Origin of the sequence: Ruminococcus sp. 1001713B170207_170306_F1 (genome assembly GCF_015668065.1) — a bacterium.
Taxonomy (GTDB): Bacteria; Bacillota; Clostridia; order Lachnospirales; family Lachnospiraceae; genus Blautia_A; species Blautia_A faecis.
The window spans coordinates 93,084-106,579 of sequence record NZ_JADPEX010000013.1 but is presented as its reverse complement, the minus strand read 5'-3'; the positions used below and the strand labels follow the sequence as shown (position 1 = coordinate 106,579).

Annotated in this window: 14 protein-coding genes; all 14 read left to right on the top strand. The window is 38.1% G+C overall.

Annotation, left to right across the window (positions count from 1 at the left end; translation table 11 throughout):
• The first annotated feature begins 530 nt into the window (after positions 1 to 530).
• The gene (locus I4V84_RS09765) at positions 531 to 830 is read left to right on the top strand and encodes a hypothetical protein (protein WP_195991816.1); all 300 of its coding nucleotides are present in this window, start codon (positions 531 to 533) and stop codon (positions 828 to 830) included.
• A 314-nt stretch (positions 831 to 1,144) separates the two neighbouring features.
• The gene (locus I4V84_RS09760; RefSeq protein ID WP_272113233.1) at positions 1,145 to 2,146 is read left to right on the top strand and encodes a PD-(D/E)XK nuclease family transposase; all 1,002 of its coding nucleotides are present in this window, start codon (positions 1,145 to 1,147) and stop codon (positions 2,144 to 2,146) included.
• A gap of 269 nt (positions 2,147 to 2,415) precedes the next feature.
• Positions 2,416 to 3,081 (top strand): response regulator transcription factor, encoded by a 666-nt coding sequence (locus tag I4V84_RS09755; protein ID WP_148463283.1) that lies wholly within the window; start codon positions 2,416 to 2,418, stop codon positions 3,079 to 3,081.
• Between the two features lie 167 nt (positions 3,082 to 3,248).
• Positions 3,249 to 4,502 carry a HAMP domain-containing sensor histidine kinase gene (locus I4V84_RS09750; RefSeq protein WP_243110474.1) on the top strand — a complete coding sequence of 418 codons (1,254 nt, stop codon included), beginning with the start codon at positions 3,249 to 3,251 and terminating at the stop codon, positions 4,500 to 4,502.
• Between the two features lie 99 nt (positions 4,503 to 4,601).
• Positions 4,602 to 6,116, top strand: coding sequence for a DUF6034 family protein (locus I4V84_RS09745; RefSeq protein ID WP_118583023.1), 1,515 nt, complete (start codon positions 4,602 to 4,604; stop codon positions 6,114 to 6,116).
• A gap of 1 nt (position 6,117) precedes the next feature.
• Positions 6,118 to 7,008: a hypothetical protein gene (locus I4V84_RS09740; RefSeq protein ID WP_195991805.1), complete on the top strand. Its 891-nt coding sequence runs from the start codon at positions 6,118 to 6,120 to the stop codon at positions 7,006 to 7,008.
• 18 nt (positions 7,009 to 7,026) lie between these two features.
• Positions 7,027 to 7,755 carry an ABC transporter permease gene (locus I4V84_RS09735; RefSeq protein ID WP_227200884.1) on the top strand — a complete coding sequence of 243 codons (729 nt, stop codon included), beginning with the start codon at positions 7,027 to 7,029 and terminating at the stop codon, positions 7,753 to 7,755.
• On the top strand, positions 7,733 to 8,404 hold the full coding sequence (locus I4V84_RS09730; protein ID WP_117854462.1) for an ATP-binding cassette domain-containing protein: 672 nt from the start codon (positions 7,733 to 7,735) through the stop codon (positions 8,402 to 8,404). The genes I4V84_RS09735 and I4V84_RS09730 overlap by 23 nt, the downstream gene beginning before the upstream one ends.
• Positions 8,405 to 8,406: 2 nt before the next feature.
• On the top strand, positions 8,407 to 9,732 hold the full coding sequence (locus tag I4V84_RS09725) for a hypothetical protein (protein WP_195991803.1): 1,326 nt from the start codon (positions 8,407 to 8,409) through the stop codon (positions 9,730 to 9,732).
• Entirely contained in the window at positions 9,729 to 10,430 is a 702-nt protein-coding gene (locus tag I4V84_RS09720; protein WP_243284066.1) for a hypothetical protein, read from the top strand. The genes I4V84_RS09725 and I4V84_RS09720 overlap by 4 nt, the downstream gene beginning before the upstream one ends.
• 749 nt (positions 10,431 to 11,179) lie before the next feature.
• Positions 11,180 to 12,028 (top strand): DegV family protein, encoded by an 849-nt coding sequence (locus I4V84_RS09715; protein WP_195983276.1) that lies wholly within the window; start codon positions 11,180 to 11,182, stop codon positions 12,026 to 12,028.
• Positions 12,029 to 12,174: 146 nt separating this feature from the next.
• Positions 12,175 to 12,414, top strand: coding sequence for a hypothetical protein (locus tag I4V84_RS09710; RefSeq protein WP_117854469.1), 240 nt, complete (start codon positions 12,175 to 12,177; stop codon positions 12,412 to 12,414).
• Positions 12,415 to 12,460: 46 nt separating this feature from the next.
• A complete protein-coding gene (locus I4V84_RS09705) occupies positions 12,461 to 12,862 on the top strand; it encodes a mannose-1-phosphate guanylyltransferase (RefSeq protein WP_173719099.1) in 402 nt (133 codons plus the stop codon).
• Between the two features lie 32 nt (positions 12,863 to 12,894).
• A partial coding sequence (locus I4V84_RS09700; protein ID WP_243284065.1) for an RNA polymerase sigma factor occupies positions 12,895 to 13,496 on the top strand: 602 nt, incomplete at its 3' end.

Genomic DNA, 13,496 nt, shown 5'->3' with positions numbered 1-13,496 from the left:
CGAAAGGGCAGTTTTTATCAGAACTCAAGGCTGCTTTTTCGTTTACACCAACTCCGATTGTTTCCTTAACAGTTTGTCGAACTATCAAAACGCCCAAAACAATATACTATATAATCAATGGGCAGCCGACTTAATAACGAGATTGTCTGCCATTTTTTATACCTATTGCGGCTCCCACAAATTTGTTCAAAAGAAGCTTTTATTGCTGCAAAAACTAGGCATCCTCAATCTACACAATCGGAAAAACCATGTCTTCGCCAAATTCTATGCTTGCACTTCCCCTGGATTCTGGTTATAATAAAAGTTATTGCTAACGGCTATTTCAGGAATAATACTAAAACGATTCTATTACTATGATTACAATAGTGACCAAACCCGTTTTTTGAACTCAAATTATGTTAAAAGACGTGACTGTTTTTTATAATGTTTATGGCCAAATTTTAATTTCATGAAATAGTACCACGGCAATCCATGTTTCGCAAAGCTCACGTATATTTTGTTTAATATATACAGTTTATGAAAGTAAAAATATGAGAAAATTAGCACTTAGTAATGAAATATTACTTAAAGTTGATAAAGCCGCACGGTACATTGGCGGTGAAGTCAACTCTGTTGAAAAGGATAAAAAAGATGTGGCCATTCGTGCTGTATTTTCCTTCCCGGATGTCCAGAACACGATTTTTTTACCTGCTCCCTTTTTAAATCACTTAGTACTATTTGCCGTTATTTCCTACCTTTTTATCTGTATCATTTTGTATTATTTTGTGTTATTTAAGCTTAAAAGGGATTTAATAACACAAAATAAGCCTTTGACAAAAGGCCATTTTTGACCACCTTTTGCAATCACTTTTCCGTTTCAGACTTCGTATCATGCCTCTTTTATGTGACAAAATTTGATATTTTTGTAAAAACCAGATTTTTGTACGAACTGCCAGTTATCTAAAAATGCTTCTTATAGCTGCAGTTCGCTTTCCAAATGGCTATTGCTGGTATTTTTCTTATAGTGTTATGGAATGACATACTGTATTACAGGGTTTATTTGACTGTATGTGACATAAACTTATATAAAAATATATTGCCCCCATTTTTTCTTTATGGTAATATAAAATCATAAAATGTTATCAGTTAACCAATTATACAGGAGGTGGGTATTATAGTACGTCAGACGAATCTGGCGCAGACCATTGACCTTATATCAGACCGTGCGAAATATGATGAATGTGCGAAAAAAATATTGACTTACAAGGCAATCATAGCATGGATCTTAAAATCCTGTACAAAAGAATTTTCTCAATACAGCGTAAAGTTTATTTGTGACAACTGTCTGAAAGATGACGTAGAAATTTCTAAACATGCTGTCCACCAGGATCAGCTGGACCGTGATGAGAAACTAAACGGAGACGAAAGAATCGAAGGTTTGAATTTAGAGGCGAATGCAGTCAAGGATCAAACTGTATATTATGACATCCGTTTTAAAGCCTATCTTCCTGGAAACCCTGAACCTATACAACTTATTATCAATCTGGAAATCCAGTTGAATGATACTCCTGGATATCCACTTGTAACCAGAGGTTTTTATTATTGTGCAAGAATGATATCAGAACAGTATGGAACCGTATTTACAGATGAACATTACGAAAAGATTCAGAAAGCTTATTCCATCTGGATCTGTCCAGACCCAGCTAAAAAACGCAAAAATGGTATTTTCAAATATCACACAATTGAGGATACGATACTTGGAAAGTCCTATACAGATCCTCAAAGCTATGATCTGATGGAAGTGGTGATTGTAAATTTGGGAGATGCAGATAAAGAAAGCGAGCTGGAGATTCTTGATCTGCTAAATGTCCTGTTTTCAACGTCTGCCACGCCAGAAGAAAAAAAGAAGCGGTTACATGAAGATTTTGATATTGCCATGACAGAAGAATTCGAGAGTGAGGTGAGAGACATGTGTAATCTAAGTAGAGCTCTTGTAGACCAGGGAATTGAACAAGGAATGAAACAGGGAGTTGAAAAAGAAAAAATGTCCCTGGCCCAGATGATGATCGAGGAAAAGGAACCTGTCGATAAGATTTCAAAATATACAGGCTATGCTATCGACAAGTTAAAGGAAATTGCAGCGGCAATGGGACAGACACTTGTGTAACATATGATTTTATAGGAAGAGGCTGTCGGGAAATAGACAGTTCTAAGAGAGGGAGGGTGTGACTCATATAAACACAATTAACAAAATGAAATCAAAAATGTAGTGGGATTTGAGGAATCAAAACGACTTCCAGATGGATCGTTCTTGATTCCTTTTTCTTTACAAATCGGTTACGTTCGCAGTACTGAAATTAGTGTATAATTGTAATAGTAAAAATCACGCACAATAAAGAAATAATCGGGTTTGTGTAAAATGAAAGGAACATTATTATGAAAGCAAGAATACTGGTGATAGAAGATGAAATGGCAATCAATGATCTGCTTTGTATGAATCTGGAAGCTGCTGGCTATGAAACAGTAGGTTATCTGGATGGAAATGATGCAAGTGAAGGCGTCGTACAGGACCATGAATTTCAGTGCGCACTTGTGGATATTATGCTTCCGGGAAAGGATGGTTATACCCTTTTACCGGAATTAAAAAAGTTTGGTATTCCGGTTATATTTCTTACGGCAAAGGCTGATGTTACAAGTAAAGTAAAAGGGTTAAAAGACGGAGCCGAGGACTATATAGTAAAGCCTTTTGAAATGCTGGAGGTAATGGTGCGTTTGGAAAAAGTGTTAGATCGTTATGGAACGGCACCGAAACAGATTCAGATAGACGATGTCATAATTGATACCGTAAGTCACATAGTTACAAAAAATGGAGAAGAAATATATTTAAAACCTATGGAATATAACTGCCTTATGGTGTTCGTAAAAAACCCAAATAAAGCACTTACCAGAAGCCAGATCTTGCAGGAACTGTGGAAGGAGGAATTCTGCGGAGAAACAAGAACTGTGGATGCACACGTTGGACGCATCAGAAAAAAACTAAGCTGGCAAGATAAAATCAAAACCATTCCCAGAATTGGTTATCGACTTGAGGTGGATTTATGAAGCTATTTACAAAAATTTTTTTACAGGTAATCTGCATGGTGCTTCTGCTGTCATCTGGAATTTTTTTCTATACAACTTACAGGTGGAAAAATCAGAGCATAGAAAATATCAACAGTTATGAAAATAGCAGGTTTCAAACAAATATTTCTAAGTTTGAAAACATGTTAATGCGGATTAAAAGCAAAACACAGGACTCTGATGATAAAATCTGGGAAAAAATGATTATTTATGCTTTTCGTCAGGTATTCCACGACAGCGCCGTTTTATATCAGGATGGAAAAGAACAATATAATGGGACAAAATATGAGTTTGATCTGCAAAATATCAGAAACCTAACAAAAAACAAACATGATGGATTCGAAAATGACATCTATTGTGATAAACCACTGATCAGCAAAACAAATGGCAACGTATTTTTGCTCTTTTATTCTTCCAGCTACAGTTCTACAGACATGAACTATCAGATCGTCACCTACAAAGATATTACCAGTGTACAAAAACAGAGTCAGACACTGTTTTATCAGGCAGGAGGGTTTACCTTGTTTCTGGTTCTGTTTGTTGGCTTTTTCCTGTTTTTGACTTTGCGGAAAATTATGGAACCGCTCACAAGGCTAAAAGAAGCGGCTGTTTCTGTGGCAAATGGAAATTATGAGATAAAAGTGCCATCAGAGGGAAAGACGGAACTGGCACAGGTTGGGAAAAGCTTTAATCTTATGACAGGTAAAGTAAGGGAGCAGATTGAAAAGCTTTCTTCCGTAAACCAGGCACAGAGACAGCTGCTTGGAAGTTTGGCCCATGAATTAAAGACACCGATGACTGCAATCATAGGATATGCAGATACACTTCTAACGGTACGCCTATCTCCCAAGAGGCAGGAGATAGCGCTTGATTATATTAGAAATGAATGCCGAAGGCTTTCCAGGCTTTCAGTGAAAATGCTGGAACTTACCGGATTATATGAAACAGGTGAAGCAGAATTTGTTCCAGTGGAAGTTCAGATGAATCAATTTCTGGAAGATGTAAAAAAACTTGTTACTTACAGGCTTCAGGAGAAAAAAATTTGTCTTGAAATACATTGTAATCCAGAGGAGCTTAGAAAAACATTTGATCCGGACCTTATGATGAGTGCAGTGACAAATTTTATTGATAATGCAGTCAAGGCTTCCGATGAGAATTCAAAAATCGTACTGGAGGCAACCCAAAATCATTTATCCGTTCAGGATTATGGGAAGGGAATTCCAGAGGAGGATCTGAAAAGAGTAACAGAAGCTTTTTATATGGTCGATAAATCACGTTCCAGAGTAAAGGGAAGTGTTGGGCTTGGTCTTGCGCTATGCCAGAAAATTGCAGATATACATGGATTTCAGCTGGAAATTACAAGCCATCTGGGAAAAGGAACAATCGTATCTGTTTTATGGTAAATAATTGGAATTTACAGAACAGTTACAACTTGCGGAAGATTTGGTGCAATGAAAGATGCTATACTTGTGGACATAAACAGGAAGGAGAATTTATTCAACATGAGAAAAAACATAAATAAAATTGTAGGATTAACACTTTGTATAGGAATGCTCACAGGATGTGCCCAGACCCCGGAATCTTCCCTTGTAAAACCAAAAGGGAGCAAGGTAGAAAATGCTTATACAGAAACTGAAGGCGTAGATATGGTGAACGAGGACTCTTCTGAAAATACAAAGGATAAGAACACAGCGGTAAGAACAACTATTCGAGACCTGCTCAATGCTCCGGAAACCTATAAAAGTCAGACTACAGATGACAGTGCAAAACTTGTAGTGAACACGGATGCCACTGTAGAAATACCGGATGTAGAAAAGATATCCGCAATTTCTGTCACGCCTGCAGAAGTTACACAGGATCTTCTTGACCGTATTACAGATGCCTTTTTCTCAGAGGCAAAGCTGTATACATCGGATAGCTATTATACCCAGACAAAGGATGAAATCAAAAAAACGTTGGATGAACTAAAAGAAGATGTAGCAAACGGAAATCTGGATCCCTATAATTGGGGTACGGATGAAGATGGTAACCTTTACTATAATATTTATGATGATATTGAATACTGGGAAGAGCAGTATCAATCAGCCCCGGAGACGAAGACCCTGGCAGAAGGAAGACCTGTTGCAGGCTCCCAGGAGACAGAAAATGGTACTGCGGAAAATGAATTCTCCGGTGTTGCACAGATGCCGGATGGATCAGAATATTTTTACATGACATCTTCCTACGGATCCGATACCTTATCTGTCAAAATCAGAAAATTGGCAAAATCTGGCGGGGAAAAGCTGCCTGTGGACACGACCTGGTCTGATTATACTTCTTCCAGTGAAGGGGAAAAACCTACTGAGGAGTCCATTGGGATTTCATTAGATGAAGCAAAAAAAATGGTACAGGAAAAAGTAGATAAAATGGGGATTACAGATCTGCAGTTTTCAGACTGGAGTTATGCATTGTGCAATAATCTTGAAAAGGATAATAGTTTAAGTAATCTTGGAAGCGGATATGCGATTTATTACACACGTACTATAAACGGTGTTCCGATTACTCGGACAATGGCAGATGGCGGTGCTTTGGAAGATATGGACAGCACTATGGAAACCTGGTCTTATGAAAGTCTTTATTTCTTTGTCGATAAAGATGGAATTGAAAGCATGTATTATTCAAACCCTTATACCATAGGAGAGACAAAAACAGAAAATTTAAACCTTCTTCCATTTTCTGAGATTATGAAAACATATGAAAAAATGATGGTAGTGACCAATGCAGATAATATGGAATATGAAAAATCAAGAGTTTATGATGTTGACCGGATTGTTCTGGGCTATGCAAGAATTTATGAACCATCCACAGATCCGCATACAGGTCTTCTGGTTCCCGTTTGGGATTTCTTTGGAAGCAGAAAAGTGGAAGGTGACTATGATGGGAATAGTTACTCGGACATCACAGACTATCCAAACTGGAGCTTCCTTACCATTAACGCCGTGGATGGCAGTATTATAGACAGGGATCTGGGCTACTGATATGAAGCAGGTACTTGGAATTGTACATTACAATTTCTTTGGCTATTTTCGAAATCCCAAAGTCATTTTTACCTTCCTTCTGGAATTTGTACTTAGCTTTCTTCTCACTGGAAGAATCATGGTTGTTATGGAAAACTATGATACACCGGTACAGGCTGTAGAGCCATTTCTTTGGACCTTTGGGGATGGAACAGCAGTACTGCTCAGTTCTCTTCTGTTGCTTCTGCTGTTCTCAGACCTGCCAAAGATGACACCAGTTACTCCATATCAGTTAATTCGAACAACAAAGAAAAAATGGCTTTTGGGACAGTTTATTTATATTATTTTTGTGACTGCTCTTTATACAGTATTGATGCTGCTATTTACATCTGTACTGTGTATGAAGGACAGTTATCCGGGCAACCTGTGGAGCGAGACTGCTGCCATGCTCGGATATTCTGAACTGGGGAAAAACTTGCAGGTCCCCTCTACAGTAAGAGTCATGGAGAGTATCTCTCCGTATGGCTGTATGCTGCAGGTTTTTCTCCTGTTATTCTGCTATTCCCTGACACTTGGTTTTGTGATCCTTGTTGGAAATCTTTATAAAGGAAAAACAAAAGGCATGGTGTTTGGACTACTTTATAGTGTATTTGGATTTTTACTGGAACCCAGTGTGGTAGCCGCAATTTTGCATAAGGAAAAATATGAAATGTATCAGGTGAATGTACTGATCTGCTGGATCAGTCCTTTGAACCAGGCTGTATATGGAAAACATAACCTTGGCTATGATCCATTACTTCCGACCATCTGGCAATCCTGTATGTTCTTCGCAGGTATTTTATTTGTTCTTATGGTTCTGGCACTTCGCAGGATGAAAAAATATCCCTTTGAATTTCTGGGAGAAAAAACATAATCAGAAAGGGAAATATCTATGCGGGTAGAAACAAAACGTATGCTTCTTGGCAGAAGTTTCCTGGCGGCATGGCTGATTGCCTGCTTTTCTATCGCAGCAGGTCAGACTTATCCAAGTTTGAAAAAAGCATTAACATGTGGAACTTTTATCAGCCTGCTGGATGGTTCATTGAAAAGTCAGATGGTATCTTTTGCCATCCCTGTAGCTGCGGTACTGCCGTGGAGTGATTCTTTTTTACAGGAGTATAAAAGTGGATTTTTAAAAGCTGCATTTCCCAGGACAAACCGCAGGCTATATGTGGAAGGAAAAGTCTTTTCTGTTATGACATCTGGATTTTTAGTCTGGATATTTGCTATAAGCACCATACTTCTTGTTAATTTTGTTATATTTTATCCTATGGAAATAAAAGGCAGCTTTCCAAAGGAACAGTTTCTGGAGCTGCTTATGAAAGCTCTTAGGATGGGACTGATCGGAAGTATTCTAAGCACTTTTGGTGGAATCTGTGGTACCTTATGGAATTCAGCTTATATGGCATATGGGATTCCTTTTGTCAGCTATTATTTTGGAATTATACTTCATGAACGCTATTTCAAAGACCAGATCTGGTTTTACCCAGTGGAATGGATTCTGGCAGATGGAAACTGGGGAACGGATAAAGCGGGATTGTGGTTATTTCTGCTATTATTTTTATTGGTGTTAATGGGAATTTTTGGAGGTGTTTTAAATGGAAAAGTGGAAGAAATCTGAATTTCAAAATACCTGTGTGAAAATAGAACACGTAACCAAAAGGTTCGGGGAAGATCTGGTATTAAAAGAAGTAAATCTTACCTTAAAGGTGGGACAGGTTTACGGCGTTGTAGGAAATAATGGCTCTGGCAAAACAGTACTTATGAAATGTATCTGCGGATTCCTTCCTGTTACCACAGGCACCATCCGTGTTTTCGGAAAAGAAATTGGTCGTGATGTAGATTTTCCAGAAAGCCTTGGTGTCATCATTGAGACGCCTGGATTTCTTACCCAGTATACCGGTGTAAAGAACCTGGAAATACTGGCAGATATGAAAAGAATGATTTCAAAGGCAGATATCCGCCTGATCCTAAAAAAAGTAGGACTGGATCCGGATATGAAAAAGCCGGTTGGAAAGTACTCTCTTGGAATGCGGCAACGCCTTGGGATTGCACAGGCCATTATGGAAGATCCTCGCTTCCTGATTCTGGATGAACCATTTAACGGTCTGGATAAACACGGCGTGGCAGAGATCAGGGAACTTTTGCTTGATTTAAAGGCAGCTGGAAAAACCATTTTATTGGCAAGCCATAATGATGAGGATATCCGGATTTTATGTGATCACGTATATGAGATGGATGGCGGAGTTTTAAGAGAAAGGACAGCCTGAAAATGGGAAAAAAATTTGTGAAAACCACATTCGCAATATTAAGTTTCATGATGCTTCTGCCGACATCTGTTTTTGCAGAAGATGCAGGGAATATGGAAGCTGCTTTTGTGGGAGAGTCTGTTCTGGAAGCAGATCAGTCAGCTTCTTATAGTGATGCAGACAGTACATTGCCTTTTGAAGAGGAAAAAAACAATCCTACAGATGAGAAGATTCCGGAAACTGAGGAACAGACTCCTGAAAAAACGGATTCGGAAAATCAAAATTCTGACCTGGATGGATTTATATCAGGAGACGCTTCTGCTGAGGACGAAAAGAAGACAATCCATGTCATAATAGAAAATGGAAATACTGATACAGATAATGGAACACAGATCACAGATCCTGTTATAGATAGTGGGGATTATTCTGCTGGAGGGTATAGTGGAGGCGGTTCTTCTGCCAGCTCGTCTGGTGAGAAAATACTGCATAAACCGCAGGTCCTTTTAGAGGATAACAATCTTTCCGGACAAAATCTAAAAGCAGGCACTGTCACAGAAATGTCACTGACATTCCGGAATAAAAGCCGTAGCCAGAATGTATTTGGTCTAAAGATTTCTATTTCGGCGGATACAAAGGGAATTGAATTTGAGAGAAGCTCTTTTTATGTTCAGAGACTGACTCCAGGAGAAGCAATTACCCTGAAGCAAAAGGTAACTATAGCAGAGGACTGTGCCCCAGGTCAGGCAACCGTTTCTTTTTCTTTGGATTACGAAGATTCGAAAGCGACAGGAGCGACAGGTACAGAAACGCTGTCCTTTCAGATTACTCAGCCAGCGCGTGCAAAACTGGAAGCTTCTGATATTCCTTCTATTTTGTATACCATGGATACGGTAGAAATTCCGGTAAAAGCAATGAATCTTGGAAGGGATAAGCTATATAATGCAAGTGTCCGGCTGGAAGCAGACGGATTGAATCCAAAAGAGTCCGCTTTTTTAGGAACAGTAGAAGCTGGAACAGCAGTACAAGGAAGTCTCCGTGTATATGTAAAAGGAAAATCAGAAGAAGATGACGGTTCTTTTCCTGGCAGGATTACCGGAAAACTGATTTTTACTTATGAGGATGCAGCCGGCAATTCCTATGAGGAAAGTACAGAGTTTGAGTCTGAGATTAAAGAAGCTAAAATCCAGTCTTTAAAAATAGAGGATGACCAGGAAGAAACAAACAGCTGGTGGTATTCCGTTATTGCAGTTATTGCAGTACTGCTTGTTTCTGTGATTCTACTTCTTTTGGGCAAGCTTCATAAGAAAAACATACTTCTGGAAGAAACCAGAAAGGTGGATGCCCATTGAAAAAGAATAGAATAGACAGTTTTACCTGTTTTGTAGGTTTTCTTCTGATATTGGCATTATTTTTCTCTATAAAGCTTTTTGCAGGAATACAGGATGGGAAAAAACAATACTTGGCACTGGTTTCCCTTGGAGACCTTACTTATGATGATGATTTTTTGAAAAAGGCAAAAAAAATAGAAGGGGTAAAAGAGATATGGCCCGTTGTGGAAATTCCAGTAACCATCAAGATTGAAGATTATACGGAAACAGCCACCTTTTTAGGAATAGATCTGAATGCGTTTGGAGAAAATCCAGAGCAGAATGATTTAGGAAATACACCGGTGTTGTTGCTTGGAAGTAAAGCATTGCAAAACATGAAAGACTCAAATAATCATTCCATTTCAAAAAAACAACAGGAAAAATTCCTGCAAATGGGAGAAAATCTAACCATTTCTTATGCACTTGCTGGAAATACAAAAGAGCTTTCTGGCGCGGCAGATCATCTGGTATCCTTGACTGGGCACGAAGAAAATGAACAGCAAACTGTTTATCTTCCATGTAAAGTAACTGCCGTAACGGAAAATGAAGATATCTATATTCCTTTATCACAGGCGCAGGAGCTTTGCAGTGAGATGGGTGAGCCGCTTAAAATTACAAAAATTTATTTGAAAGTGAATGGAAAAATGAATCTGGAGAAGGCAAAAAAATTATTTGAATAAGGTATTCTTGCAAAATTAATTTGTATCAATCTCTGGTATTCATTTGACTAACTATTGTATTTTGTGCATGTTTTATGTAATTTTATCCATGTACTTATTTAAAAGAAAAGTATATACTTTATTCTTGTAAATAAAAGTATTTTATTCCCCTAAGGCTTGCTCCATTGTCTGCATGACAGGCAATGGAGGCCTTCTTCCAACGTATTAATCATAATAAATTGGTATCTTTGTAAAATGTACCATATAATGAAAAACTGTTAGATTGTGATCTTTTAGATACAATTTAGCAGTTTTTTATATGATGGAAATCCAATACAAAAAACCACTTTTTCATGCTATACTTCATTTATGAATTATAGCAAGATCAACACCAATAAAAAGGTCTGGGCAGTCTTGCTTAATTTGATATTGCAGGGAAGTCAAATGCAATGCGGTACTTCCGTATTTGCCACTCTGAAAACCTTTGAGCCCTCGCTCCGTCATATAATTAAACAATTCGCCTTGCTGTATTTTCTGCAAAGTTCGTTGTAGGTAATGCGATTTTTTTATTCAAAAACAATACCCACTCTTGTTTCCGTTTTGGGAAAGAATGTAATTTATAGTAAATGAGTAGAAATTGCGATTGTTTTTTGGTACAATATATTGATTAGTAGTGAAATAGCTGGCGGGATTTATGCGTAAGAGTGAAACTTTTATCCTGCCTTAGCCGAAGATATCCCAGACTTTGTTCGGGAAAAGGGTGTGAATATATGGTAAAAATTATTTCAGACAGTACCTGCGACCTTTCACAGGAATTATTGCGAAAATATGAGATTGACATTCTTCCGCTTCATATTCTTCTGGGTGATAAAGAATATGAAGATGGAAAAAACATTACTCCGGATCAGATCTATGCCTGGTCTGATGCAAACAAGACAACACCTAAAACTTCTGCACCTGCCCTGGCAGATGCCATGGAGCTTTTTCGCCCCTATGCAGAGGCTGGAAGGGAAATTGTCTGCTTTTCTATTTCAGCAGGTATGTCCACTTCTGGAAATGTGATGCGCCTTGCTGCTGAAGAACTGGGGGCTTCTGACCGAATAAAAGTAATCGATTCTGCAAACCTTTCTACCGGTATCGGCCTTCTTGTAGTAGAAGCTGCAATTATGGCAAAGAATAACCGGACAGCTTCCCAGATTGTTTCTGAGATAGAGAAGTTAAAACCAAATGTGAGAGCAAGCTTTGTGGTAGATACCCTTACTTATTTATACCGTGGCGGACGCTGCAATGCAGTAGCGGCTATGGCCGGAGGTGTTTTAAAACTGCATCCCAGGATTGTAGTGGAGGATGGTGCAATGAATGCATCTAAGAAATACCGTGGAAAAATTGCTTCTGTTGTCATGAACTATGTAAAAGATATGGAAAAAGATTTAAAAAAAGCGAGACCTGAACGCGTATTTATAACACATTCTGGCTGTGAACAGGAAACTGTAGAAAAAGTGAGGGCTTATCTGAAAGAACTTGACATTTTTGATGAGATACTGGAAACCAGGGCTGGCGGTGTTGTATCAAGTCATTGCGGACCTGGTACGCTAGGTGTTTTGTATATTGCAAAATAAAGAATGCATTGCGATATCTGCTATATGCTTCATTACTATAAACCCGCAGTAACACGAATATATTTCGTATTTACAGAAGCACTGGAAGAAAATGGTATTCTGACTCAGAAATAATAAAAAACAGGACAGCAAAGGAGAACAAGCCTATGCCAACATTAACAATCATTATATCACTCATTATTTTAGCCGTTTACATTTTCTTACTGGTTGCTAATAAAAGTAATCCAAAAACAAATGGAATGCTGATGGTTGTACAGGGAGCTTTATGGACTGTGATCGCAGTAAGCAACTGGGCTGAGAATACGGTTGTAAACCGGAGTTGTTACATTATAGTAATTGTTTTATCGTTTATCTGTGGAATCCGGGAGCTTATTAAGCAGCATTAAAAAATGAGAATGGCTAAAACTGTTCCTTTAGGTGGAGATGTTAAAAATGATTCATGATTTAATGTACATTGAACTTAAAACGGGATATTCAGATGATGGTCCGGCATGGATCGGATATGTGAAAACTTCAAAGAGTAAGAAAACAATCTATTTTAATAACCATGCCTTTCAAAAATATAATGGCAATTATTCCAATTATATAGATATTGAGAATGGCGACGAATATTGGATTTCCGGGTTGAAGAAGAAAGAGAGTAATCGTCATTGGGATGGACATGGAAAAATCATGATCGACCGCAGAGCTGTTAATGAATATCTGTCTCTGATTGGAGAAAGGGAGCTACCGCTAAATTTGTTTGAAGTGACTGATATGGAAGATAGCTTCCCCATTGAAAGAGTAAATAGAGTATTGAACCAGAAGATTACAAGTACTGATAATTTTGAATAACCATAAGGGAACACTTCAGCTGACAAAAGGGAATGTCTAATGAGCTGTTCTCTTTTTGTTATGCTATGACTCAAAAAAATATAATTTTTTTGAGACGTCCGTCAAAAAAAGCCGACTTTATAATTGAGAACATTTTTGAGGAGGTGAACATCATAGACGATAAAAAAATAATAGAACTCTACTTTGAAAGGAATCAACAGGCAATTAAGAAAACAGATATAGAATATGGAAAGCTCTGTCACAAAATTGCCTATAATGTCCTGAATAACCGCCAGGATTCGGAAGAGTGTGTAAATGACACCTATTTAGGAGTATGGAACAGAATCCCACCTGCAAGGCCAGGCAATTTTAAATCTTATATTTCCACAATCGTCAGAAATATTTCCATCGATAAATTTAGAAAACTAAAAGCCCAAAAACGATCAGCCAATATGGTTATGGCATTGGATGAACTTGCAGATGTACTGCCGGATGAAAGGTATGCTCCGGGCAGGAATGATGAAGAGATTGGAAAATCGATCAGTATTTTTCTTTACAAACAAAAAGAAGAGATCCGGAGAGTGTTTCTTCTAAAATATTTTTATTTTGAATCTAACATAGCTATTGCAGAGAGATGTGGTTTTACTGAACGCAA